Below are 24,875 nucleotides of genomic sequence, written 5' to 3'. Positions count from 1 at the left end.
TTTAGGTTTTTTTTATGAAGGAAACACAAATAATAAGTATAACAAAAACAGGAGGAAGAAAGATGATAGCAAAATTTAATGAAGGATTTTTATGGGGCGGAGCAGTAGCCGCCAACCAATGCGAAGGTGCTTATAATGAAGATGGTAAAGGACTCAGCATTCAGGATGTTACGCCAAAAGGATTTTTGGGTCCTATAACGGAAGAGCCCACGCCGGATAATTTAAAACTGGTAGCAATCGATATGTATCACCGTTATAAGGAGGATATTAAATTATTTGCGGAAATGGGTTTTAAAGTTTTTCGTACCTCTATCGCCTGGACAAGAATCTTTCCAAAGGGAGATGAGGAACAACCCAATGAGAAAGGACTTCAATTTTACGACGAGCTTTTCGCTGAATGCTTGAAATATGGTATTGAACCACTGGTTACAATTTCTCATTATGAAACCCCGCTTCACCTGGCAAAAGAGTATAATGGCTGGTCAGACAGAAGACTCATTGGTTTCTACGAGAATTATGTCAGAACAATCTTTAACAGATACAAAGATAAGGTAAAATACTGGCTGACTTTCAATGAAATTAATTCCATAGCCCATCTTCCCTTAACCGGAGGAATCCTTACGCCTAAAGAGAAATTGTCCAAACAGGAATTGTTTCAGGCAATGCATCATGAACTGGTAGCCAGTGCTCTTGCAACCAGAATAGGACATGAGATTATGCCAGAGGCAAAGATCGGCTGTATGGTGCTTGGAATGCCCGTATATCCGCTGTCACCAAAGCCGGAGGATATTATAAAGACGATGGAAACAGACAGGGCGAACCTTCTGTTTACCGACGTTCATGTAAGAGGAAAGTATCCTTCCTATACCAAAAGGCTGTTTAAGGAAAACAATATTGTGATAAAAATGGAGCCGGAAGACGAAGAAATACTGAAGAACACAGTGGATTTTATCTCCTTTAGCTACTATATGAGTATCTGTGAATCTGCAGAGGTAACAGAGAGGGGAAAAGGAAATATCATGGGAGGTATACCCAACCCATACCTAGAGGCCAGCGAATGGGGATGGCAGATAGACCCTAAGGGCCTCAGATATCTGCTGAATGTACTGTATGACCGTTATGAAAAGCCCTTGTTCATCGTAGAAAACGGTTTAGGTGCAGTGGATGAACCCATAACGGATTCCGAGGGAAATATAACCGTAGAAGATGATTACAGAATTCAATATCTTAATGATCATCTGGTACAGGTAGCAGAAGCAATTGAAGACGGCGTAGAAGTCATGGGGTATACAACCTGGGGCTGTATTGATGTGGTAAGTGCTTCAACAGCAGAGCTTAAAAAGCGTTATGGCTTTATATATGTAGATCGTAAGGAGGATGGAAGCGGCACTCTGAATCGATATAAAAAGAAATCTTTTAACTGGTATAAGGAGGTTATCGCTTCCAACGGAGCTACTCTGAAATAAGAGCTTGAGGTAACTGGAAAGCCGGAGAGGAGACAGAGATGAAAGTATTGACAGGAAAAAGCGTATACCGGGATATCTGCTATGGAAAAATTCATTTTCTACGAAAGAAAACCGGAAATATTATGCGGTATCATGTTGAGGATACAGAGAATGAAATAGAGCGGTTTCATGAAGCCAGAGAGAAAGGGATAACGGAATTAGCCGACCTTTACCAAAAGGCACTTAAGGAAACCGGAGAAGCCAATGCTGCTATCTTTGAGATTCACCAGATGCTGCTGGAGGATGAGGACTATTGTGATTCCGTAAAAAACATCATCAAGACCCAGCAGGTAAATACAGAATTCGCCATTGGGGTTACCTCGGATAATTTCTCTGCCATGTTCACTGCTATGGAAGATTCCTATATGCAGGGAAGAGCTGTAGACATCAAAGATATTTCAGACAGACTGCTTCAGATATTAAGCGGTGATGCAGAAGAAGGCAACCCGCTTACAGAACCGGTTATAATAGCTGCAGATGATTTGCTGCCAAGTGAAACGGTAAAGCTTGATAAGAGTAAGGTCCTGGGTTTTGCCATCCGATATGGCTCCGTAAATTCCCATACAGCAATACTGGCGAGGAGCATGGGAATTCCTGCATTGGTCGGGCTTGGTGAAGCGTTTGAGGATAAATACGAAGGAAACCCAGCAATACTGGATGGGCTTTTAGGCAAGCTTATACTGGAGCCGGGGGAGGAGGAACGAAAAAGCGCCGCAGACCAGCATAAGGAGATTATGAATAAAAAGAAGCTGCTTCAGGAGTTGAAAGGCAAAGAAAATATTACCCTTGATGGCAGGAAGATAAAGGTATATGCCAATATCGGAAATGTATCCGAGGTGGCTGCGGCATTGGACAACGATGCGGAGGGAATCGGTTTATTCCGCAGTGAATTCCTATACCTGGAAAACAGTGATTATCCATCAGAGGAAGAACAGTTCACGGTATATAAAAAAGCAGCAGAAAATATGGCAGGTAAAAAAGTCATAATAAGAACACTGGATATCGGAGCAGACAAACAGGCAGATTATTTCGGGCTGGAAAAGGAAGAAAATCCAGCAATGGGTTACAGGGCAATCAGAATATGCCTTACCAGGACCGAGATTTTTAAGACACAGCTAAGAGCTATCCTGCGTGCAGCAAAGTACGGTAATATCTCAGTTATGTTCCCTATGATAATTTCAACAGCAGAGATACGAAGAATAAAGGAAATTATGGAGGAAACCAAAGAAGAACTGAGGAGAGAAGGAATACCGTTTTTAGAGAACCTTGAGACAGGAATCATGATAGAGACTCCGGCGGCGGCATTAATCAGCGAAGAATTAGCAAAGGAAGTGGATTTCTTTAGCATCGGAACCAATGACCTCACCCAGTATACACTGGCAATCGACAGACAAAACCAGAGGTTGGAGGAATTTTATGATTCCCATCATCCTGCTTTGCTGAAACTTATAAAGTTGACGGCAGAAAGTGCCCATAAGGCAGGCATATGGCTTGGTATCTGCGGAGAACTGGGTGGTGATACAACCTTAACAAAGGAATTTATAAAAATGGGAATTGATGAACTTAGCGTAACTCCTTCTGCTATTTTGGAGTTGCGTAAAACAATAAGAGAAACTGATACCACAAAATAAAAGGAGAATAGGTATGGCAAGTAAATATGATGCTTTAGCAAGAATTATTATTCAAAATGTTGGCGGTAAAGCAAACGTAATCAGCCTTGAGCATTGCATCACCAGATTGCGTTTCAAATTAAGGGATGAAAGTAAAGCAAATACAGAGGTACTGAAAAATACCGACGGAGTCGTTACTGTTATTAAGAGTGGTGGACAATATCAGGTCGTTATTGGAAATCATGTACCGGATGTCTTTGCTGCAGTAAACGAAATCGGAAAATTTGGTAACCTTACGGAAGGGGTAACAGAAGGGGAAAAAACGAAATTAAATCCCGGTGCGGCACTGATCGATATTATTTCAGGAGTATTTCAGCCCACCCTCGGTGTTCTGGCAGCAACTGGTATGATTAAAGGACTCCTGGCCTTATTCACTTATTTTGGCTGGATGTCGGAGACCGGTGGAACCTATCTTTTGCTGTATGCGGTAGCCGATGGATTTTTCCATTACCTTCCTATCTTCCTGGGATTCACAGCTGCTAAAAAGTTCAATGTAAACCAATTTGTAGGTATGGCCCTTGGTGCCGCTTTGTTATATGCAAGTGACATCATTAACATTGCAGGTTTTGAACCGGTATCCACGTTATTTGAAGGCTCCAAATTTGCAACCAGTGTTTACACCACGTTCCTTCATATACCGGTAATGATACCCTCCGGCGGATATGCCTCAACGGTAATACCAATTATTTTAGCTGTTTGGGTGGCAAGCAAGGTTGAAGCTTTTTGGAAGAAAATCATACCAGATGTGGTAAAGACCTTCCTGGTACCTATGATGACACTTATTATCTGTACACCCCTGACCTTCCTGGTAGTAGGACCAATTGCTTCACTGCTGACCTCCTTAATCGGTGTTCTGACTTCTGCAGCCTTTGATTTCAGCCCGTTGTTCGCAGGCTTGCTGGTCGGTGCATTCTGGCAGGTAATGGTTATTTTCGGTCTTCACTGGGGACTTGTTCCTATCATGATGCTCAATTTGACAAATTTTGGTTATGATTTTGTACTTGCACCATATTTTGCTGCTTCCTTTGCTCAGACAGCAGTAGTTACAGCTATTTTATTCAAGACCAAAAATATGAAATTAAGAGCACTGTGTATCCCTGCTGCAATATCCGGTGTTTTCGGAGTAACAGAGCCGGCAATCTATGGAATCAGCTTACCAAAGAAGAAACCCTTTTACATTTCCTGCTTTGCAGCCGGTGTAGGTGGAGCCATTATTGGAGCTGCCGGAGCGAAGATCTACACCTTTGGAGGACTTGGAGTATTTGGTATTCCTACTTTTATCAATAATGCTACAAAAGACATTTCCAGTATGGTATGGGCATTGATAGCCGTGGGAGTAGCAGTTGTAATTGCCTTTGTGGCCACCTTTGTTACTTATAAGGACGAAGAGAATAAAACAGAAGATCTTACTGCTCTGGCTCATAAAACCAGTATAAAAGGAGTGATCGCAAGCCCTCTGAAAGGTGAAATTGTGGAGCTTAAAAAGGTTGAGGATGAAGCCTTCTCAACAGAGGTACTTGGTAAGGGAGTAGCAATTCTTCCTGTAGAAGGTAAACTTGTTGCACCAGTTGACGGCGAGGTTCTCTCACTTTTTCCTACCGGTCATGCCATTGGATTAAAGTCTGATTTGGGTGCGGAAATACTCATTCATATTGGTACGGATACCGTGAAATTAGAGGGCAAATTCTTCACGCAGAAGGTAAAGATTGGAGAAAAGATTAAAAAAGGACAGACACTTATTGAATTTGATATAGAAGGAATAAAGAAAGCGGGTTATTCCGTCATTACTCCGGTAATTGTAACAAATATGGAGGAGTACAGTGATATTATTAGCGAAAGCGAAAAGAATATTAACTATGGACAGGATCTACTGACATTGATATAGAACAGGAGTAATATGAAAAATTTTGAATATACCATAAAAGATGAGCTGGGAATTCACGCCAGACCTGCAGGTCTGCTGGTAAAGCTGGTCAAAAATTTTAAGAGCAATGTCTTAATAGCTTCCAAGGGAGCTTCTGCCGATGCCAGAAAGCTGATGGCAGTAATGGCACTTGGAATCACGAAAGGAACGCAGGTAACCATAACCGCTGAAGGTGAGGACGAAGAAGCTGTGATTACAGAGATTGAGAAATTTTTTAGAGAGAATCTATAAGACAGATTCTAAGCTCTAAAAGAACGTGGAATTTATAACTTCATAGAAATAAGCATTAAAAAAAGGGCCGCTGCCACAGGAATGGAATCAAAGAAGAATTCTTCTGAATTTCCAGTAAAGCAGCGCCCTTTTTTTGCTGATATCAGTATTATAGCTTCCTATAGTTCAGACGATATTGCTTGGGACTGATATTTTTATGTGCCCTAAATTGACTGATAAAATAGCTGGAGGTAGTAAAGCCTGTTTCCAGTGCAATTTCTGTAATGGTATTATTGGTATTGATCAGAAGTTTTTCTGCTTTGGAAATACGTACATAGTTCAGGTATTCCTTGAAACTTTTCTTCATTACCCGTTTGAACATTCTGGAAAAATAGCTGTAGCTCATATTACAGTATTTTGCCATTTCTTTTGCGGTAATATCCTCATTGTACCGCTCGTCGATTGAATCAAAGACCTTTCTGAGCTGAGTCTCCATTTCCTTGTTGATCGAAACACCAATATTTAAATCAATATTCTGTACATGCCAGCTTCTTATAATATACAAGAACAAGCGGAAGAGGTCTGACCGGATTGCGAATTCATATCCATAAGCAGCATTGGTATATTCCTTGTTCATATTTTCGATAAGAGAAGGAACGACAGTGGTTTCTATTTCTTCTCTGGTGAATATTTTCTGATGGGAGGAATCCTTTAATATAAAGGGCATCAGATATTTCATCTCAATAAGAGACCAGGAGGTATAGAGTAGCTCAGGCTCAAACTTGATACAGATATACTGGTTCAAGCCTTCGCTTTCTGAGAAAACATTATGTATTTCGTTGGAATTGATCAGAACCATATCGCCTTCTTTGAAGGTATAATCCCTGTTGTTCAGAAGAATCTGATACTTTCCCGAGAGGGCATAGAGAATCTCAATGTAATCATGCATATGGGCATGGGCCATTTCGCCGGTTCCGTTCAATACCTGCATATGAAGGCTGAATTGCAGTGGCAGATCATTATAGGTATCACGCTTTTCAATATAATAATTCTGTTCCAAATCATAGCTCCTTAGAGGACAAATAATTGATATTTTTTTATGCATTTATTATATCATGGACGAATTATTTATGCTATATTTTAGAAAATAAACAATAATAAGAAATGAGCTGCACAGATTTCAGATAAGACAGATAATGTCCATATGGTTATAGTTTATAATTATTTTAGCATCTAAAAACTGTAATCAGTTTTCAGACACATCCTTGGGCAAGAATAAGAGAACAGCAATAAAAATAAGAAGAAAAAGGAGAAGTTAAGATGGAAAGAAAAGTGAAGGTTGGTATCATTGGCTGCGGCGGTATTGCAAATGGAAAGCATATGCCGTCTTTAAGTAAATTAAAGGATGTTGAGATGGTTGCCTTTTGTGACATCGTGGAGGAAAAAGCCATAAAAGCGAAGGAGCAGTATGGTATACCGGAAGCAAAAGTTTATACAGACTATAAGGATTTATTAAAGGATGAGGATATTGAGGTAGTGCATGTGTGCACCCCTAATCGTTCCCATGCGCCAATATCCATTGATTCCCTCCATGCCGGCAAGCATGTCATGTGTGAAAAACCCATGGCAAAGACAGCCGAAGACGCCAGAAAGATGGTGGAAGCAGCCAAAGAGTCCGGTAAGAAGCTGACAATCGGATATCAGCACAGACATAAACCGGAAGCAATTTATTTAAAGAATGTTATTGAGAGAGGTGACCTGGGAGAAATTTATTTTGCCAAAGCATTTGCGGTAAGAAGAAGAGGTACACCCAACTGGGGTGTTTTCTTAAATGAGTATGAGCAGGGCGGCGGTCCGTTAATCGATATTGGAACCCATTCCCTGGATATTACCTTGTATCTGATGAACAACTATGAGCCTAAGATGGTAGTAGGAACGAAATATAAAATGGTGAATAATCCTCAATGCGGCAATCCCTGGGGTGGCTGGGTGGATGCGGATAATACCATGGAGGATTCAGCCTTTGGTTTTATTGTAATGAAGAACGGTGCAACGATCATTTTAGAATCCAGCTGGGCTTTGAATACCATAGAACCGGTTCAGGAGGGCAGTACTGTTCTTTGCGGAACGGATGCAGGAGCTCAGATAAAAGGCGGAGTCTCTATAAACAAAGCGGAATTCAATCGATTGGTTGAGCTTAAGCCTGATATGGCAAGCGGCGGAGTAGCCTTTTATGAGGGAGTATCAAGTGATCCTGCAGAGGTAGAGGCAAGGCGTTGGATTGATGCGGTGAAGAAAGATACAGAAGTAGTTGTAAAGCCGGAGCAGGCCTGTGTGGTATCAGAGATCCTGGAGGCGATCTATACCTCTGCCAGAACTGGTCAGCCAGTATACTTTGATTAAATAAGAGTAAATATATACACAGAAATGGGGCATGTGAAAAAATGGAACCTTCATGCCCCTTGCGTTCGTTCACGTGCAAGGCACGTTGCTGGGAGCTAAGAGCAAAAGAAAATGATGAAAGGAAGGATGCCACACTGTGATTTTTTCACGCTTTATTAGGTGTGGCAAGTATCGCAGGCCAGCCTGCGATATGCAATGGGTATAAACATGAATATAGCAGTTGTAAGTTATTGGCATGTCCATGCTGAAGGTTATACAAAAGAAGTATTGGAGAAAACAGACAGTAAAATAGTAGCTGTTTGGGATGAAGAGGAGGAAAGAGGCAGAAAATATGCAGAAGAATTTTCTGTGCCTTTTATAAAGGATTATGAGGAACTCCTTCATAATTCAAATATTCAGGGAGTTATCATAACAGCACCGACCTCCATGCATAAGGAATTGATAATAAAAGCAATAAAGCAAGGAAAAAAGGTTTTCAGTGAGAAAGTACTGGCCCTGACCCTTTCCGATTGCCTTGAAATAAAGGAAGCACTTCTAGCTTCCGGAAAGGATATAACACTTTCTCTGGTCAAAAAATGTGAAAGCACATTTCTTTTTGCCAAAGAGCTTGTAGAAAGCGGAAGTCTTGGCAGAATTACTTATGCACGTATGAGGAATGTTCATAACGGAAGCACAGGAAACTGGCTGCCGGAGCATTTTTACAACAAGGAACAGTGCGGCGGCGGTGCGATGATCGATTTGGGAGCTCATCCGATGTATCTCCTTACATGGCTGCTTGGAACACCTCTTACGGTTCAATCCGTATTTACCGACATAACGGGGCATGGAGTGGAAGATAATGCTGTATCTGTCATCGAATTTGAAGGCGAGGCAATTGGAGTGGCAGAAACCGGCTTTGTATCCGTTTATACTCCGCCAATACTGGAAATCAGTGGAACAGACGGAACCTTAATTGTGGGAGAGACAATCCGCTATGCAACAAAAGAAACAGAAGGCAGATGGATTACTCCTGATAAACTCCCCCCTGCTCTTCCCTCTCCTTTGGTAATGTGGGCAAGAGATCAAGGGGAAGAAATGGAAGCCTTTGGAATCGAAGCCTCCATAACCCTTACAAAACTAATGGAAGCAGCTTATGAATCCCACACTACTGGAAAGAAAGCAGTGATAGCCACAGGCAGTTTTCAGACACACCCTGGAAGCAGTATCGCGGATTAGCTTATCATACTGTATTCGTTATTTAAGCCATAAAATCAGGCAGAAAAGGAGTAGCAATGGAACTATCGTTACAGCTTTTCTCCATTCACGGAGAAACGGAAAAGGACTATAAAAAAGCAGTGGAAAGAGTAGCAGAAATCGGGTTTAAAGGAGTGGAATTTGCCGGCTGCGGTGGGCTGACCGCTGAAGAAATGGCAGACTTTCTAAAGAAAAATAAGCTGTACTCCGTAGGTGCTCATATCGGTATAGAACAAATGAAAGAAGCTTTGGAAGAAGAGCTGACATATCATCAGGCAATTGGCTCCAAATACCTCATCTGCCCCTATGCACCAACCGATACCCTGGAAGCAATCGAAAATCTTGCAGCTGTACTAAATCACGCAGCCGTGAAAGCGAAGGAATTTGGTATCAAAGTAGGCTATCACAACCATGGAGAAGAATTCAAAAAGATTGACGGAAAATATGCGCTGGACCTGCTGGCAGAGAAGACCGGTGAGAATGTCATATTGGAACTGGATGTCTACTGGGCAGCATATGCCGGAGTTGATCCGGTAACCTATATCAGGAAGTGGGGCAGTAAAATAGAATTGATCCATATGAAACAGATGAATGCAGCATTGGAGAATGTGGATATGGCAGAAGGTTGCCTGGATATGAAGCAAATACAAGAAGCAGCCACCTATGCCGCATATTTTGTACTGGAACACGAAGATTATGACAAGCCTGTATGGGAGAGCATCAGAAATGATTTTAAGTATTTATCAGAGATCTGATGACAGTATGAAACTACATTAGTGATTATAAAAATCACAAGGGAAAAATTCTGTAATTAGAAATATATGTAATTTTTTATAAGAAAAGTAAAAAATAAATGTCCAAACATAAGTATATTGTATAAGTACACAAATATCCTATGAAAGTAAATTATTGTTGTAACTGCAAGAATATGTTAAAATATAAACATCTAAACTAAATGCAACTTGCTGGTCGTCATAAATCGTAATGGGATTTATAGGAAAAGAAGGAGTGTGCTGCAATGGTACGAAAAATGAGTAAATATTTGGACATCGTAAAAATAGAGTTGCAAGATTTGATAAATGACATTACAGAATATATAGAAGCCTCCCACAAAGACCATGCCAACCGGACCATAAAGAGTTTTATATATCATGGAAACCTGACAATATATGAAAAGCAGCTCTATGGAATCAAAGAAACCTTAAAACTAATTGAAGAATTGGATGTATCCGAATACGAGACTCCCCAGGAACTGGCTAAAGCTTTAAAAGAGCAGATAAGGCCCTTCTTTACCACCAGAGGAATTCTCGAAGGCGGTTATTCTTTAACTGTAAAGAGAATAGAAGGAGCCAGAGACTACGTAATAAAAACCGAGAAGAAATAAAAAACCCAATATAAAAAGCAGTCTTGTATTGAATATTATTGCAAAGAGCCTTAAAAAGGTCAGAAAACCCGGCTTCCTCTTTGGAAGTTTTTGTCTCGGAAAGGTTCCTTATGACACTTATACTTCCGTAATTGCGCCAAGTTCCGAATAAACCACTGTTTGAGCTTCAAGAGACCATACGAACACCATAGATGGTTCATTAGCGAGTTTGGTTTATTCGGAACTGTCCTAAGCAATTACGGAAGTATTAGTGGAATAAGGGTTCTTATCCGAACAAAAACGTACAAAGAGGAAGCCGGGTTTTCGTCCACTGCCACAACCCCACGTCTTATAACCTCACCTCCATTTAGATTGACACAACCCCTCCATAATGATACACTTTAAAAGAAATATAAATACTAAAAGGTGCTTGGAGCATTTAAAATGCAGACAAGATAATAGGGAAATGGGTGAAAAGCCCATACGGTCCCGCCGCTGTAAAGGAAGAGTAACAGTTACCGCATAATCACTGTCACAAGATGGGAAGATAAACTGTTGCAAGGAAGCCTGAGTCAGAAGACCTGCCTTTTCGTATGTTTTATACACAAGTTACGGACGATGGCTCTGTGTATGCAATCATTTCCTGTATTGACCGGTATTAACAGGAAACTATTTAGGGTACCCTTTCACCCTGCAATCGTTCGTATACGAATGTGAGCAGCGTGTAAGGGTATTTTTTATTTACATCAGTTATACCATGAGGAAGGCTGATTCGCCTTATGAATGGGAGAAGATTGAAAGAGTAAACTTTCAACGGCAAAGTTGTGCCTGAAAATTCCAGGCACATATTGAGTGCACAAATGAAAGTGCAGGATTGGAGAAAAAATGAATAAGAAACAGAAAAAATTTGTGGTGGCCTTGGCAATCATCTGTCTTGGTGCTTCAATTACACCCAGAGTAAATGCCATGCACATTATGGAGGGTTATCTTCCCCTGAAATTTTGTATAGCCTGGGGGATAATTTGCATTCCTTTTTTTGCAGCCGGTTATTTTAATTTGAAACGAATTGTTACAGAACACAGAAAAGCTCTGATTGTACTGGCAATGTGCGGAGCTTATGCCTTTGTGCTTTCCGCTCTTAAAATACCTTCCGTTACGGGCAGCAGCTCCCATCCTACCGGTACCGGTCTTGGAGCCATATTATTTGGACCAAGCGTAATGAGTATCCTTGGTGTTATCGTTTTACTATTCCAGGCGCTATTACTGGCTCACGGCGGACTTACAACCCTTGGGGCCAATACCTTTTCTATGGCAATTGCCGGTCCTTTTGTGGCATATGCTGTCTATAAGCTCAGCTTGAAATGTAAATTGCCAAAGCTCACGGCAGTATTTCTGGCTGCTGCACTCGGTGATTTGCTTACATATTGCGTTACCTCTCTGCAGCTTGCCCTTGCTTACCCGGCAGAAGTAGGTGGTGTGGGAGCCTCCATGGTTAAATTTATGGGTATCTTTGCGGTTACCCAGGTGCCGATTGCAATTATTGAAGGTATTGTAACAGCACTGGTTGTAATGACACTTAGCTCCTATGCAGGCAATGAGCTGAAGGAAATCGGCTTTATGAAGGGAGGAATCAAAAATGAACAGTAATGGAAAGAAAGCAATTCTCTTAATATTATTGTGTGTTGTTATTGCAGTGGTTCCGCTGATAGTAATCAAAGATTCCGAATTCGGTGGTTCTGATGATGCGGCGTCTCAGGCAATCAGCCAGCTTACCGGTGGGGAGGAATATACCCCCTGGTTTTCACCTGTTTACGAGCCGCCGGGCGGGGAGACGGAATCCCTGCTATTTTGTCTTCAGGCAGCTCTTGGTGCCGGTATCTTTGGCTATGGTATTGGCGTACTGAAGGAAAGAAGGAAGTACACAAAAGAATAAAATTCGTGATGAGCTGAAGGGAGAACAAAATATGCTGTTAATTGATAAATTATCCTATTCGTCCAGGCTTAGGGATAAAAGTCCGGTCTTAAAAGCATTTCTTGCGGTTACTACCCTGTTGATGTGTGTAGCTGCAAGATCAGTTTTATTCTCCTTTCTGGTTCTCCTGTTAATGACAGGGCTGACCGTAATTCTGGGAGGAACGCCTGTATTTGATTACATAAGACTTATGTGCGTGCCTTTCGCTTTTCTGCTTCTCAGTACTGTCACTATTCTTTTTGGAATATCACAACATGAGGTTGAGGAACCCTTTATTAAAATCTTTGGATTATTCTATTACTTTGAAAGTGATAAACTTATTTTTGGACTGCAATTGATCACTTCGGCTTTCGGGGCAGTAACCTGTCTGTATTTTCTCTCTTTGACGACACCATTTACGGATATCCTGAGAGTACTTCAGCTGCTTCGTTGTCCCACAGTTCTATCGGAATTATTGTTGTTAATTTACCGCTTTATCTTTGTGCTTTATGAGACAGCGGCAGGGATAACCACGGCCCAGGAGAGCAGACTGGGCAACCGCAGTTTCAGGACCGCGCTTAAGGGAAGCACAGGGCTGTTTTCTATTCTCTTTATCCGGGCGATGAAGAAATCCTCCTCGCTCTATGATGCGATGGAGGCAAGATGTTACGATGGTACCATAAAGGTCTTATGGGAGAAGAAGAAGGCCGGAAAAGGCGAAATAGCAGCGGTAATTCTATTAGTCACTGTTTTAGGTATATGCAGCTATTCTCTAAAAAATATAGTTTGAGAGTTGAATCCCAGGAATTGGAGAAACATATGAATGTCTTAGAAATCGATAAGATTACTTATACTTACAGCGATGGAACGAAAGCTTTAAATGGACTAAGTCTTACAGTCAGGCAAGGAGAAAAGCTGGCTTTTGTAGGTGGGAACGGGTCTGGCAAGTCCACACTGTTTTTATGTCTCAACGGGATTTTAAGACCCCAGAGTGGAACGATAAACTATAAAGGGAAGCCGGTTATATATAAGAGAAAAGAACTTTTAGAGCTTCGAAGCAAAGTAGGAATTGTATTTCAGGATCCGGATAATCAGCTATTTGCCTCCAGTGTCTATCAGGAGATATCCTTTGGTGCCTGTAATCTGGAGTTAAGCCAGGAGGAGGTAAAACGAAGAGTAGATAATGTGATTGAGGAGTTAGGTATAACGCCTTTTCGCCACAAACCAACCCATGCATTGAGCGGAGGACAGAAAAAGCAGGTAGCTTTAGCTGACATATTGGTCATGGAACCGGAGATATTGATTATGGATGAACCGGTATCAGCCTTGGATCCATTACATACGAAGCTATTAAATGAAAAATTGGAGGAACTTCCGGAGAAAGGCATAACTGTTATAGTGGCAACCCATGATATGAACTTTGCCCTGAAATGGGCTGACAGAATCGTAATGCTGAAAGACGGAAATATCATAAGAGAAGGAAATCCGGCAGATATCTTCCAGGAGGAGGAACTGCTAAAGGAAACCAACCTTAGTCAGCCGGAGGTCATAACATTGTTCAATAAATTAATTGAGAAAAAAATTCTAAAAGAAACCCTTCCTGTACCAAGAAATCTGAAAGAACTGGAAGGTTATCTGACAGACTGAAATATATAGATATTATTGAAACATAGATATTAATGAAATATAGAAATTAATGAAATATAGATATTATTGAAACATAGATATTAATGAATCACACAGATAGGAGCAGATTATGCAGAAGAAAGGCTTGCTGGTTGTAAGTTTTGGAACCAGTCATTTAAACACTTTGGAAAAAACAATCGTCAAGATAGAAGAAAAATTATCGGAAACTTTTCCGGGCTATGTGCTTTACCGTGCATTTACCAGCAAAATGATTATCAGAATTCTGAAAGAGAGGGATGGGATGGAGATATTTACAGTAGCCCAGGCCTTAAAACAGATGGCGGAGGACGGTATCAGTGAGGTTATCGTACAGCCTACTCATATTCTCCATGGGGTAGAAAATGACCGTATGATTGAGGATATAAGAACGAAGGCACAGGAATTTGTATCCATAAAGGTTGGAAACCCTCTCCTTAGCAGTACAGAGGATTATCGGAAGGCAGTAGAAGAAGTAGCAGAAGAAATGGATACCGGAAGTGCAGAGAAAGCCCTGATATTTATGGGGCATGGGACAAGTCATTATACGAACAGCTCCTATGCGGCCTTGGAATATGTATTTAGGGACAAAGGCTATGAGCATGTTTATGTGGGAACGGTAGAGGCGTATCCTTCTCTTGAAACCATTCTTCCAAGATTAAAGGCGAAAGGGTATAAAGGTGTCTGTCTTGCTCCCTTTATGGTGGTATCAGGCGATCATGCCGCCAACGATATGGCAGGTGAGGAGGATTCCTGGAAGGAGATGCTCTTACAGGAGGGTTTTGAAGTGGAATGTATCTTAAAGGGGTTAGGTGAATACAAAGGAATACAGGAAATCTTTGCAGAACATGCAAAAGCAGCAATTCGTTTATAAAAGAGGAGGCAGAAAAGATGGAGAAAGATACAGCTGTATTTTATGGCATTGGTGTAGGGCCAGGGGATCCGGAACTGCTTACACTAAAGGCGGTAAGAATTATAAAGGAGTGTCCGGTTATCGCCTTACCTGCCGAAAAGAAAGAAGATTGTGTATCCTATAGGATAGGAGCAGAAGCCATACCGGAGCTTAAGGAGAAAGAAATCCTTTATCTGCCCATGCCGATGACCATGGATAAGGAATTACAGAAGCAAAGCCATGATGCTTGTGCTATTAAGGTAGAGGAATATTTGGAAAGAGGTATTAGTGTTGCTTTTCTTACCCTGGGTGATCCAACGGTATATTCCACCTATGGTTATCTGGAGGAACGCCTTAAGAAAAAGGGCTTAAGCACCTGTACGATTAATGGAATTACTTCCTTTTGTAATGCAGCAGCTCTCTTGCAGACAAGCCTTGCTGCCGGAAGTGAAAAGATACATATTATTCCCGGACTTCATGATGTTGAAGAGACCCTTAGACAGCCAGGGACAAAAGTTATTATGAAGTCAGGCAGGAAATACAATGAGTTGGTGCAGCGAATCAAAGAAATGGGCTTACAAGCCATGATGGCAGAGAATTGTGGAATGGCAGAGGAAAGAATCTATGAAAGAATAGAAGATTTCCCGGCTGAAGCAGGTTATTTTACCCTTATTATCATAAAAGAATAGGACAGATAGAGCAGGATAAGACAGATAAATCAAGGATAAATAATCCGGAAAGAGGCAGCATGGAGGAATTGTATATCTATAAGGATAATAAAAAACTGCGATGCGGTTATACAACAGGCTCCTGTGCAGCAGCTGCAGCAAAAGCGGCAGCTATAGGGCTGCTGTTGCAAAAAGATGCCCGGCGAGTAACCATTGATACTCCAAAAGGAATCGTGCTTACCCTGGATATCATTACCACAGAACATAACCGTACAGATTACAGGAAAAAACCACTATCAGAGCTTGATGATAAGCAGTTTTTTACTGAAACGGTATCTTCGGTTACCTGCTCGGTTAAAAAGGATGGCGGAGATGATGCAGACATTACCCACGGAGTATTGGTCTATGCTACTGTCAGTAAAACCGACAGGGAGATAACCATTGACGGAGGGCTGGGAATCGGAAGAGTCACCAGGACAGGACTTGATCAGCCGGTTGGTGAGGCTGCCATTAACAGGGTGCCAAGGCAGATGATTGAAAAGGAAGTAAAGGAGATCTGTGAGGAAGCGGATTATAAAGGTGGTCTCCGTGTAATAATTGAAATTCCGGAAGGAGAGCGCCTTGCAGAAAAGACCTTTAATCCTAGACTTGGGATTACCGGTGGTATTTCCATTCTCGGAACCAGCGGTATCGTTGAGCCTATGAGTGAAAAGGCTCTTGTGGATACGATACGAACGGAAATAAGAATGCTCTCGGCCAAAGGGGTTACCACTTTGGCAGTAGTACCTGGAAATTATGGTGAAGCCTTTGCAGGAAGTGAGTTGAATTTTGGCGAAGAGAATATGGTAAAGTGCAGTAATTTTATCGGGGATACTATTGATATGGCATATGAGTTTAGATTAAAGGGATTTCTGCTGATTGGACATATCGGTAAGCTGGTTAAGCTCGGAGCCGGAATTATGAATACCCACTCCAAATGGGGAGATGCCAGACAGGAAATCCTGTGCAGCTGTGCTTTAAAGGCGGGCTGTGACACGGACGTATTAAGCAAAATACTGGACTGTGTTACCACAGAGGAAGCCTTAGCAGTATTGAAGGAGCAGGGGAAAATGGAAGCAGCCATTGATATCTTAATGGTTAAAATAGAGTATTATCTAAAGAAGAGAGCGTATGATGGATTAACAATAGGTGCTGTCCTGTTTTCCAATAAATTCGGTCTTCTTGGAAAAACTACAGATGCAGAGAGGCTGATGAAGCAGTTGCGTTAAGCTTGTTGACCATTCGAAAGTAAAATTTGCTTTGCCGTAATATCGATTCAACCAGCTATCGATTTCGTCAGATATAGATTAACCAGATATAGATTTAACCAGATATAGATTTAACCAGATATAGATTTAACACAGATATAGATTTAACACAGATATAGATTTAACACAGATATAGATTTAACCAGATATAAATTTAGCCAGATAGATTAAATCGGATATCGATTTAACCATTTATCAATTCAACTATTTATCGTTCAACCAGATATCGATTCAACCAGATATTTGATTTAATCAGATTTAGATTCAAGCAGTTATAACTTCTTAATAGAAAGGATAAAGATAACTATGGTCCATTTTGTAGGAGCGGGCAGCGGAGCCACGGATTTGATAACAGTGAGAGGCGCAAGGCTTCTGGGGGAGGCAGGTGTAATTATATATGCCGGCTCTCTGGTTAATAAGGAACTGTTAGCGTATGCCAGGGAGGAGGCCGTTCTCTACGATAGTGCCTACATGACACTGCCCCAGGTATTGGAAGTCATTGATAATAACAGGGAGAAAGAGATTGTTCGCCTACATACCGGCGATCCGAGTATTTATGGTGCTATCCGTGAGCAGATGGATGCACTTGAAAGTATGAATATAGCCTATGATATCTGTCCGGGGGTCAGCAGCTTATTTGGTGCGGCAGCAGCCCTTAAGACAGAGTATACCTTACCGGGAGTTACGCAGACCGTTATCATAACCAGAATGGCAGGCAGAACGCCGGTACCGGAAAGAGAATCCATAAAGGCCTTGGCGGCTCATAAAGCGACCATGGTAATATTCTTAAGTGTCAGTTATACAAAAGAGCTGTCCGAAGAACTGATAGCGGGAGGCTACCTGGAAGATACCCCCTGTGCCATTGTTTATAAAGCCAGCTGGGCGGATGAAAAGATTGCAAGAGGAACGATAAAAGAGTTATCAGCTTTGGCGGAAGATAATGGAATAAAGAAAACAGCATTAATCGTAGTAGGCGACTCTCTGGGAAATGATTATGAATTATCAAAGCTTTATGATAAAAGCTTTACTACGGAGTACCGGAAGGGACAGGAATAGAGGGGCTTATGAAAATAACAGTAATATCCTTTACCAAAGGCGGAAATAAGCTTAACCATTGCCTTTGCCAGGCCTTAAGAAATATCGGACATGATGTGGAGAGGTTTCAGAGATATTCCACAACACCCGCTGATGAAATCGGAAGTTTTGATAATATCGGAGTTCTTACCGGTAATCTTTTTGAAAGCAGAGAAGGTATCATTTATATAGGTGCCTGTGGTATCGCAGTAAGAAGTATTGCTCCTTACCTTCAGGGGAAAGAGGTTGACCCTTTTGTCCTGGTGCTGGATGAGAAGGGAGATTACGTTATATCTTTGCTCTCAGGCCACCTTGGCAGAGGCAATGAAATGTGCAGGGAGGTTGCAGCGTTAATAAAAGCGAAACCGGTTATAACGACTGCAACGGATTTAAATGGTGTATTTGCGGTGGATTTATTTGCGGGCCAGCATGAACTGTTAATAAAGGAAATTCCCAGGATAAAATCAATTTCTGCAGCTCTCCTGGCCGGGGAAGCGGTAGGAATCTATAGTGAGTATCCATTGCTTGGCAAACCGCCGGCTGGCCTGGAGCCGGGAGTGAAAAAGGTTGGCATCTATATTGGCTGCGACATAAACGCTGCACCTTTTGAAACCACCCTGCATCTGGTACCTAAGAACCTTGTACTTGGCATAGGCTGCCGTAAAGGTGTTACAAGTATGGCGCTGTATAAAAGGGTGACGGAGGTCTGCAGCCAGGCCGACATTGATATTACCAGAATCTCTGCCATCTGTTCGGTGGATTTAAAAAGGGAAGAACCCGGAGTTCATGAATTGGCAGACAAATTGAAAGCGCAGACATCCTTTTATTCAGCAGAAGAACTATCGGCAGTGACAGGGGAATTTAAACATTCTCCTTTTGTAGAGGAAACGGCAGGCGTAGGAAATGTTTGTGAAAGAAGCGGTGCTCTAGCAAGCCATTATGGAAAACAGCTGCTGCCAAAGACTACTGGTGCAGGAATTGCAATGGCAGTCTTTGAGAAGGAATTCAGAATTGAATTCTAAGTAAATCAGAAGAAAAGAGGATAATATGCTTTATATAGTTGGCTTTGGGGCAGGCTCCCTTGAATATATGACAAAACAGGCTGTCGAGGTATTAGAAAAATGCCAGGTTATTACCGGATACACTACATATGTAGAACTTGTCAGGCCTTATTTTCCGGACAAAGAATACTACAGCACCTCTATGAAACAGGAGGTAAGCAGATGCCGCCTGGCGATGGAGGAAGCAGCGAAAGGTATAAATATCGCTTTAATCTGCAGCGGAGACGCAGGGGTATATGGACTGGCAAGCCTCTGCTTTGAACTGAAAAAAGAATATCCTTCTGTTCAGCTCAAGGTAATACCAGGTGTTACAGCTGCCTTAAGTGGCGCTGCCCTCTTAGGTGCCCCCTTAAACCATGATTTTGCAGTCATCAGCTTAAGTGATCTCCTCACACCCTGGGAAGTAATCGAGAAGCGGCTGCAGTGTGCAGGTTTGGGGGATTTCTGTATCAGCCTTTATAATCCCTCCAGCAAGAAGCGGGCCGATCATCTCATGAAAGCCTGTGATATATTGCTGCAATACCGGAAGGGAGATACTGTTTGCGGTATTACCCGTAATATTGGGAGAGAAGGAGAAGAAGCAGAAGTACTCACTCTGACAGAGTTAAGGGAGCGGGAGGTGGATATGTTTACCACTGTGTTTATTGGAAATTCCAATACCCTTCGCATAGACAATTCCATGGCTACACCAAGGGGTTATTCCGTATAACGTATAATACACGGTGTAGGGTATTCACAGATTTTAGAGGCTGGCTTATTTGAAGTTAAACAAAGCTGGATTTGTCAGAGTTTTAGGAAACGGATATGGCAAAAGAAAGGAAAACATGAGTAAAATCTTACTTTTTGCAGGGACCACAGAAGGAAGGCTCTTGTATGAATACTGTGTGGAAAAGAAACTCCCTGTTACCGCCTGCGTAGCTACAGAGTATGGAAAGAATCTGTTGGAAAAAGGAGACTGGGGCAGTATTCAAGAAGGGCGTCTTAACAGTCAGCAGATGGAACTTCTCATAAGGGAAGAAGAGAGTACAGTTATTATAGATGCAACACATCCATATGCCTGTGATGTAACGGAGAATATCAAACAGGCTGCACAAGCAGCAGGAGTTCCCCTGCTAAGGGTTATAAGGGAAACCTTGTCTGTTAAAGGAATAATAGAAGTAAAGGATATGGAGGAAACCATCCGGTTCCTAAATAATCATGAAGGAAATGCTCTGATTACAACAGGGAGCAAGGATTTAAAAGAATATACCAGAGTAAAGGCTTACCAGGACAGGCTCTATATAAGAATACTTCCGGATCCGGATGCTTTAAGGAACTGCTTAGAACTGGGCTATCAGCGAAAGAATATCATATGCATGCAGGGACCCTTTCATAAGGAGTTGAATTATGCCATGCTAAAGCAGATAAATGGAAAGTATTTAGTTACCAAAGAAGGCGGAAGTCTTGGGGGATATGAAGAAAAAGCAGAAGGCGGAAGAATGGCAGGCGCCAAAGTTATCGTAATACAACGACCCAAAGAAGAAACTGGTTTTTCAGTAGAAGAGATTATTAAGAAACTGACAGCGTGGAACGGTTAAAGAACATGGAGGGAGAATACACCTTCCCTTAAATCGTGTTTCATCGGTTTGGATAATCCTTGGTACATAAGTGGTAGTACGAAAATATGATTCACTTGCAGAGAGGAAGTTATGAAAAAAATCAACTTAGTTGGAATTGGAATGGGGAACCCAGACACACTTACGCAGGAAGGTAAAAAGGCCATTGAAAATGCACAGGTACTCATTGGTGCAAGGCGGATGCTGGAAGCCGTCTCCTGTGATGGCAGAGAGAGTTTTACATCCTACAATCCTCAGGAAATCAAGCAGTTCATCGAAGCTTCTGTTTATGAGCAGTATACGATACTTTTCTCAGGAGATACAGGCTTTTATAGTGGGGCAGGTAAAGTAGCAGAAACCTTAAGGGAAAATGGTGAATATAAGGTTAAGGTTATACCTGGTATTTCCACAGTTTCTTATTTCAGTGCTCTTCTTGGAGTCTCCTGGGAGGATGCCTGTATCTTAAGCCTGCACGGAAAAAGCTGCGATTTTACAAGGGCAGTAAGAGGGCATTCTAAAACCTTTCTTCTGACAGATGGAAGACTCTCCGAAATCGGTAAGGAACTAATGGCTGCGGGTCTTTTAGAGCTTGATATCTATGTGGGGACAGCATTGTCTTATGCAGAAGAGGAAGTAATAAAGGTGACGCCGGCTGAGTTGTCGGTTATGGGAGAGAAAACGTTAGCTTCCTTGTTTATAAGGAATAATTTCTGCCAAAACCAATATCACCTTGGTATACCCGATGAAGAATTCATAAGAGGCGATATCCCTATGACGAAAAGCGAGGTCAGGCTTCTTTCAATAAGCAAACTTTTGCTGAAAGATAACGATATCCTGTATGACATCGGAGCCGGCACCGGTTCCTTAAGCGTGGAAGCAGCTTTGCTGTTAAAGAACGGCTGGGTCTATGCTGTGGAGGAGAAAGAGGAAGGGGCCCAGCTCATCGAAAGAAACAGGGATAAATTCTCTCTAAAGAATCTTACGGTGATTAAGGGAAGTGCGCCGGACTGCCTAGAGGAGTTACCGATGCCGGATGCTGCTTTTATCGGTGGCAGCAGAGGTAAACTGAGCAAAATACTGGAGGTATTACTGAAAAGAAATCCTTCCATAAAGCTGGTACTAAACGCCATAACGCTGGAAACCGTAAGTGAAGCCCTGGAGGCTTTTAAAAGATTCGAAATAACTGATATGGAAATATTACAGGCAGCCATTACAAAAACCAAAACCGCCGGGCCTTATCACATGCTTTCTGCACAAAATCCAGTGTTTATCATCAAAGGCAGGGGCAAGGGAAATACATAGAAACAGTCAATTTCCACTAATGGCGGGAGGATGCCAAGGAACGAATGGTATCCAGCATACGCCAAAGCGCGAGTGGGGGTTCGATTGAATAATAAATTTTCAACCGCAAGTTTGTGCTTGAGCACCACAAACTTGGTATGCGCAAAGAACGTGCGCAAGAATAGAGGTTAAAATGAAAAGAAACCGAATTATGTTTGCCGGAACCAAAAGCGGAACTGGAAAAACCACTATTACCTGCGGAATCTTAAGGTGTCTTAAGGAGAGAGGAATGGTAATCAGCTCCTTTAAATGCGGACCGGATTATATTGACCCTATGTTTCACAGGAAGGTTATTGGAACAAAGTCCTATAACCTGGATATCTTTCTTTCGGGAGAAGAAGCTGTAAAAGAAGTATTCCTGGAAGGCAGTAAGGATAGTGATATCTCAGTAATGGAAGGCGTTATGGGTTATTACGATGGTATTGGGTTCACAGAACAAAGCAGTTCCTATGAGGTGGCTTCCCTTACAGCTACACCGGTCATACTGATAATTGAAGCCAAAGGAATGGGAAACTCCCTCGGAGCTTTGCTGCAGGGCTTTCTAAAATATAAGAAAGACAGTAGGATAGCCGGTGTAATCTTCAACCGTTTATCTCCTGTGCTTTATGAAGCAGCCCAAAATAAATGTGTGGAACTGGGGACGAAATGCTTTGGTTACGTACCGGAACTTAAGGATATCGTCATAGAGAGCCGTCATTTGGGATTGCTGATGGCAGAGGAAATCCAGAACCTGGGTGATATTCTTTCCCGATTGAGCAACGAGCTTGAGAAAACGGTGGATATAGAAGGCTTACTGGAGCTTGCATCGGAGGCAACGGCTGTAGAATATTCTACATATATAGAAAGAAGTGGAAATCATGACCCGGCTAAACCATCAAAAACTAATACGGAAAGTGATTTATCTGGTTATTCCGAAGGAAATAGTTCCTTATACCGAAACATTTACCAGACATCTGTAACCAGACCTGTAAAGATAGGCGTAGCCATGGATGAAGCGTTTACCTTTTATTATAGGGAAAATTTAAAGCTGTTAGAAAGTCTAGGCGGAGAAATTATTCCTTTCAGTCCGCTAAGGGATGACAGGCTTCCGAAGGAGCTTTCAGGGCTTTACCTGGGAGGGGGTTATCCTGAGCTCCATGGAGAGGGGTTAAGTAAAAATATATCCATAAGAGAAGAAATCAGAGAGTGTATTCATAAGGGGATACCTGTGATAGCGGAATGTGGAGGTTTTCTTTATCTTCAAAAGGAATTGGAGGATAAGGAAGGCAAAGTATATGAAATGGTGGGGACATTTTCCGGGAAAGCCTTTCCCACAGGCAGGTTAAGACGTTTTGGTTATGTGGAGTTGAAGGCAGAGAAGGACAGTCTGCTGGCTGAAAAAGGTGAATGCCTGAGAGCCCATGAATTTCACTATTGGGATAGCGATATAATCGGTGAGGATTATTTGGTAACGAAAGCCTCCAATGGACAGGAATGGAGAGAAGTAATTGCAACGGATAGAATGTATGCCGGATTTCCCCATCTTTATTTTCCTGGCAATGTAAAAGCTGCCTGGCGCTATCTTAAGAAAGCAGAAGAATATGGAAGATAAAAGGTGCAAGATATGGACTTGAGACAGTTTGAGGATTTAACGAAAGGAAGCTTTGAACTTGATAAGGAAGCCATGGAGGCCTGTAAGCTTCGCTGGAATGAAGTGGCGAAACCTCTGTACAGCCTTGGAACCTTTGAGAAACATCTTATAAAAATTGCCGGTATAACTGGTTGTCAGGATATTAATCTGGATAAGAAAGCAATCGTGGTAATGTGCAGTGATAATGGAGTGGTGGAGGAAGGTGTCACCCAGACAGATCAAAGTGTAACAGCAATCGTTGCCGGTCATATCGCCGAAGGAAAAGGAAATATTAATACCCTTGCCCGCTTTAGCGGCGCACAGGTAATCGCAGTAGACATCGGCATGAACACAGAGGAAACAAAAACAGAGAATCCGGGTAAGCACGAAGAAAAAGAGAACCCAGACAAGTATGCCGAGAGAAATAAGTCAGAGAACCCGGACAAGTATGCCGAGAGAAATAAGCCAGAGAACCCGGACAAGTATGCCGAGAGAAATAATCCAGAGAATCCGGACAAGTATGCAGAGAAAAATAAACTAGAGAACCTGGACGAGAACGCGGAAGAGGAGTCAGAGAACCTGGACAGGGATACAGAAAAAGAGAAGCTGGAAGAACCGGACAAGGATACAGAGAAAGTAATGACAGCGAAACTGGATCAAGAGGAAGAAACTGCAAGACAGGAGATTCACAGAGCTACATTGCAGAAGGGTTTCATCTATGCAAAAGTTGCCAGTGGCACCTTTAATATTGCCAAAGGGTCAGCTATGAGCAGAGAACAGGCAATTCAGGCTGTTATGACCGGTATTAACCTTATGAAAGAGCTGAAGGAAAAAGGATATTCCCTTGTTGGAACCGGAGAAATGGGAATTGGGAATACCACTACCAGTTCAGCCATGGCAAGTGTATTATTAAAGCTTCCGGTGAAGGAGCTTACCGGACCCGGTGCAGGTTTATCAAAAGAAGGAATCATCCATAAGATACAGGTCATTGAACAGGCAATCATAGTTAACAAACCGGACGCTTCTGACCCTCTGGATGTGCTTGCTAAAATAGGAGGTTTTGATATTGCCGGGATTACAGGATTATTCCTTGGGGGAATGCTTTACCGTCTTCCGGTAGTAATCGATGGAATTATCTCTGCTGTGGCAGCCCTGACTGCCAGCAGGATAAATCCGGATGCCGTTCATTTCATGCTGGCCTCTCATCAGGGAAGGGAGAAGGCTTGTGATTATATCTTAAAGGAACTGGGGCTTACACCGGTTATTTACGGTGATCTGGCTTTGGGTGAAGGCAGCGGTACCGCTTTTTTGTTTCCGTTATTAGATATGGCGGAGGCAGTGTACCGGAATTCACCTACCTTTTGCGGAATGAAGATTGCAGCTTATGAAGATTTACAGCAAAAATAG

The 24,875-nt window shown here is 42.1% G+C and carries 23 protein-coding genes and 1 riboswitch; of the genes, 22 read left to right on the top strand and 1 reads right to left on the bottom strand.

All coding sequences use genetic code 11. The annotated features are described in order from the left end of the window. Positions 1-65: 65 nt before the first annotated feature. From R2R35_RS09070 to R2R35_RS09055, 4 genes are read left to right on the top strand one after another with little or no spacing between them, the layout of a single operon-like run. Positions 66-1,466 carry a glycoside hydrolase family 1 protein gene (locus R2R35_RS09070; protein ID WP_334309127.1) on the top strand — a complete coding sequence of 467 codons (1,401 nt, stop codon included), beginning with the start codon at positions 66-68 and terminating at the stop codon, positions 1,464-1,466. 38 nt (positions 1,467-1,504) lie between these two features. Beyond that, a complete protein-coding gene (gene ptsP / locus R2R35_RS09065; RefSeq protein WP_317734186.1) occupies positions 1,505-3,136 on the top strand; it encodes a phosphoenolpyruvate--protein phosphotransferase in 1,632 nt (543 codons plus the stop codon). A 13-nt stretch (positions 3,137-3,149) separates the two neighbouring features. Further along, positions 3,150-5,060, top strand: a complete 1,911-nt coding sequence (locus R2R35_RS09060) for a beta-glucoside-specific PTS transporter subunit IIABC (RefSeq protein ID WP_317734185.1) — start codon at positions 3,150-3,152, stop codon at positions 5,058-5,060. A 12-nt stretch (positions 5,061-5,072) separates the two neighbouring features. Next, positions 5,073-5,330, top strand: coding sequence for an HPr family phosphocarrier protein (locus R2R35_RS09055; protein WP_317734184.1), 258 nt, complete (start codon positions 5,073-5,075; stop codon positions 5,328-5,330). A 148-nt stretch (positions 5,331-5,478) separates the two neighbouring features. Here R2R35_RS09055 and R2R35_RS09050 read toward each other — a convergent pair whose 3' ends face one another. Further along, the gene (locus R2R35_RS09050; protein ID WP_317734183.1) at positions 5,479-6,369 is read right to left on the bottom strand and encodes an AraC family transcriptional regulator; all 891 of its coding nucleotides are present in this window, start codon (positions 6,367-6,369) and stop codon (positions 5,479-5,481) included. A gap of 260 nt (positions 6,370-6,629) precedes the next feature. On the opposite strand from R2R35_RS09050, the gene R2R35_RS09045 reads away from it, so the two are divergent. The 18 genes from R2R35_RS09045 (at position 6,630) to R2R35_RS08960 (ending at position 24,875) form a co-directional block, all read left to right on the top strand. Continuing rightward, on the top strand, positions 6,630-7,712 hold the full coding sequence (locus R2R35_RS09045; protein ID WP_317734182.1) for a Gfo/Idh/MocA family protein: 1,083 nt from the start codon (positions 6,630-6,632) through the stop codon (positions 7,710-7,712). A 207-nt stretch (positions 7,713-7,919) separates the two neighbouring features. Beyond that, entirely contained in the window at positions 7,920-8,927 is a 1,008-nt protein-coding gene (locus R2R35_RS09040) for a Gfo/Idh/MocA family protein (RefSeq protein WP_317734181.1), read from the top strand. Between the two features lie 56 nt (positions 8,928-8,983). After that, positions 8,984-9,700, top strand: a complete 717-nt coding sequence (locus tag R2R35_RS09035) for a sugar phosphate isomerase/epimerase family protein (RefSeq protein ID WP_317734180.1) — start codon at positions 8,984-8,986, stop codon at positions 9,698-9,700. 263 nt (positions 9,701-9,963) lie between these two features. Continuing rightward, positions 9,964-10,329: a hypothetical protein gene (locus tag R2R35_RS09030; protein WP_317734179.1), complete on the top strand. Its 366-nt coding sequence runs from the start codon at positions 9,964-9,966 to the stop codon at positions 10,327-10,329. A gap of 386 nt (positions 10,330-10,715) precedes the next feature. Then, positions 10,716-10,911: riboswitch (cobalamin riboswitch) on the top strand. Positions 10,912-11,193: 282 nt separating this feature from the next. Then, a complete protein-coding gene (locus R2R35_RS09025; protein WP_317734178.1) occupies positions 11,194-11,955 on the top strand; it encodes an energy-coupling factor ABC transporter permease in 762 nt (253 codons plus the stop codon). Next, positions 11,945-12,241, top strand: a complete 297-nt coding sequence (locus R2R35_RS09020) for an energy-coupling factor ABC transporter substrate-binding protein (protein WP_317734177.1) — start codon at positions 11,945-11,947, stop codon at positions 12,239-12,241. Before R2R35_RS09025 ends, R2R35_RS09020 begins: the two co-directional genes overlap by 11 nt. 31 nt (positions 12,242-12,272) lie before the next feature. Continuing rightward, entirely contained in the window at positions 12,273-13,049 is a 777-nt protein-coding gene (gene cbiQ / locus R2R35_RS09015; protein ID WP_317734176.1) for a cobalt ECF transporter T component CbiQ, read from the top strand. A 29-nt stretch (positions 13,050-13,078) separates the two neighbouring features. Continuing rightward, positions 13,079-13,906 (top strand): energy-coupling factor ABC transporter ATP-binding protein, encoded by an 828-nt coding sequence (locus R2R35_RS09010; protein WP_317734174.1) that lies wholly within the window; start codon positions 13,079-13,081, stop codon positions 13,904-13,906. 109 nt (positions 13,907-14,015) lie between these two features. Beyond that, positions 14,016-14,795: a sirohydrochlorin cobaltochelatase gene (locus tag R2R35_RS09005; protein ID WP_317734173.1), complete on the top strand. Its 780-nt coding sequence runs from the start codon at positions 14,016-14,018 to the stop codon at positions 14,793-14,795. A 17-nt stretch (positions 14,796-14,812) separates the two neighbouring features. Then, positions 14,813-15,502, top strand: a complete 690-nt coding sequence (gene cobI, locus R2R35_RS09000) for a precorrin-2 C(20)-methyltransferase (protein ID WP_317734172.1) — start codon at positions 14,813-14,815, stop codon at positions 15,500-15,502. Positions 15,503-15,561: 59 nt separating this feature from the next. After that, positions 15,562-16,749, top strand: a complete 1,188-nt coding sequence (gene cbiD, locus R2R35_RS08995; RefSeq protein ID WP_317734171.1) for a cobalt-precorrin-5B (C(1))-methyltransferase CbiD — start codon at positions 15,562-15,564, stop codon at positions 16,747-16,749. A 345-nt stretch (positions 16,750-17,094) separates the two neighbouring features. Next, positions 17,095-17,844: a precorrin-4 C(11)-methyltransferase gene (gene cobM, locus R2R35_RS08990; protein ID WP_317734170.1), complete on the top strand. Its 750-nt coding sequence runs from the start codon at positions 17,095-17,097 to the stop codon at positions 17,842-17,844. Between the two features lie 8 nt (positions 17,845-17,852). After that, positions 17,853-18,884 (top strand): cobalt-precorrin 5A hydrolase, encoded by a 1,032-nt coding sequence (locus R2R35_RS08985; protein WP_317734169.1) that lies wholly within the window; start codon positions 17,853-17,855, stop codon positions 18,882-18,884. Positions 18,885-18,909: 25 nt separating this feature from the next. Continuing rightward, the gene (gene cobJ / locus R2R35_RS08980; RefSeq protein ID WP_317734168.1) at positions 18,910-19,632 is read left to right on the top strand and encodes a precorrin-3B C(17)-methyltransferase; all 723 of its coding nucleotides are present in this window, start codon (positions 18,910-18,912) and stop codon (positions 19,630-19,632) included. Between the two features lie 115 nt (positions 19,633-19,747). Beyond that, complete coding sequence (gene cobK, locus R2R35_RS08975) at positions 19,748-20,500, top strand: precorrin-6A reductase (RefSeq protein WP_317734167.1); 753 nt, start codon at positions 19,748-19,750, stop codon at positions 20,498-20,500. Between the two features lie 111 nt (positions 20,501-20,611). Then, entirely contained in the window at positions 20,612-21,820 is a 1,209-nt protein-coding gene (cbiE, locus tag R2R35_RS08970) for a precorrin-6y C5,15-methyltransferase (decarboxylating) subunit CbiE (protein ID WP_317734166.1), read from the top strand. A gap of 172 nt (positions 21,821-21,992) precedes the next feature. Beyond that, positions 21,993-23,450: a cobyrinate a,c-diamide synthase gene (locus R2R35_RS08965; RefSeq protein WP_317734165.1), complete on the top strand. Its 1,458-nt coding sequence runs from the start codon at positions 21,993-21,995 to the stop codon at positions 23,448-23,450. Between the two features lie 12 nt (positions 23,451-23,462). Further along, positions 23,463-24,875, top strand: a complete 1,413-nt coding sequence (locus tag R2R35_RS08960; RefSeq protein WP_317734164.1) for a nicotinate-nucleotide--dimethylbenzimidazole phosphoribosyltransferase — start codon at positions 23,463-23,465, stop codon at positions 24,873-24,875.

Source organism: Anaerocolumna sp. AGMB13020, from assembly GCF_033100115.1.
In the GTDB taxonomy this organism is placed as follows: Bacteria; Bacillota; Clostridia; order Lachnospirales; family Lachnospiraceae; genus Anaerocolumna.
This window is presented reverse-complemented; position numbering and strand designations above follow the sequence as displayed.

Coding starts and splice junctions, on each gene's coding strand:
- ptsP (WP_317734186.1), top strand. CDS start 1,505: ATGAAAGTATTGACAGGAAAAAGCGTATACCGGGATATCTGCTATGGA.
- R2R35_RS09060 (WP_317734185.1), top strand. CDS start 3,150: ATGGCAAGTAAATATGATGCTTTAGCAAGAATTATTATTCAAAATGTT.
- R2R35_RS09055 (WP_317734184.1), top strand. CDS start 5,073: ATGAAAAATTTTGAATATACCATAAAAGATGAGCTGGGAATTCACGCC.
- R2R35_RS09045 (WP_317734182.1), top strand. CDS start 6,630: ATGGAAAGAAAAGTGAAGGTTGGTATCATTGGCTGCGGCGGTATTGCA.
- R2R35_RS09040 (WP_317734181.1), top strand. CDS start 7,920: ATGAATATAGCAGTTGTAAGTTATTGGCATGTCCATGCTGAAGGTTAT.
- R2R35_RS09035 (WP_317734180.1), top strand. CDS start 8,984: ATGGAACTATCGTTACAGCTTTTCTCCATTCACGGAGAAACGGAAAAG.
- R2R35_RS09030 (WP_317734179.1), top strand. CDS start 9,964: ATGGTACGAAAAATGAGTAAATATTTGGACATCGTAAAAATAGAGTTG.
- R2R35_RS09025 (WP_317734178.1), top strand. CDS start 11,194: ATGAATAAGAAACAGAAAAAATTTGTGGTGGCCTTGGCAATCATCTGT.
- R2R35_RS09020 (WP_317734177.1), top strand. CDS start 11,945: ATGAACAGTAATGGAAAGAAAGCAATTCTCTTAATATTATTGTGTGTT.
- cbiQ (WP_317734176.1), top strand. CDS start 12,273: ATGCTGTTAATTGATAAATTATCCTATTCGTCCAGGCTTAGGGATAAA.
- R2R35_RS09010 (WP_317734174.1), top strand. CDS start 13,079: ATGAATGTCTTAGAAATCGATAAGATTACTTATACTTACAGCGATGGA.
- R2R35_RS09005 (WP_317734173.1), top strand. CDS start 14,016: ATGCAGAAGAAAGGCTTGCTGGTTGTAAGTTTTGGAACCAGTCATTTA.
- cobI (WP_317734172.1), top strand. CDS start 14,813: ATGGAGAAAGATACAGCTGTATTTTATGGCATTGGTGTAGGGCCAGGG.
- cbiD (WP_317734171.1), top strand. CDS start 15,562: ATGGAGGAATTGTATATCTATAAGGATAATAAAAAACTGCGATGCGGT.
- cobM (WP_317734170.1), top strand. CDS start 17,095: ATGGTCCATTTTGTAGGAGCGGGCAGCGGAGCCACGGATTTGATAACA.
- R2R35_RS08985 (WP_317734169.1), top strand. CDS start 17,853: ATGAAAATAACAGTAATATCCTTTACCAAAGGCGGAAATAAGCTTAAC.
- cobJ (WP_317734168.1), top strand. CDS start 18,910: ATGCTTTATATAGTTGGCTTTGGGGCAGGCTCCCTTGAATATATGACA.
- cobK (WP_317734167.1), top strand. CDS start 19,748: ATGAGTAAAATCTTACTTTTTGCAGGGACCACAGAAGGAAGGCTCTTG.
- cbiE (WP_317734166.1), top strand. CDS start 20,612: ATGAAAAAAATCAACTTAGTTGGAATTGGAATGGGGAACCCAGACACA.
- R2R35_RS08965 (WP_317734165.1), top strand. CDS start 21,993: ATGAAAAGAAACCGAATTATGTTTGCCGGAACCAAAAGCGGAACTGGA.
- R2R35_RS08960 (WP_317734164.1), top strand. CDS start 23,463: ATGGACTTGAGACAGTTTGAGGATTTAACGAAAGGAAGCTTTGAACTT.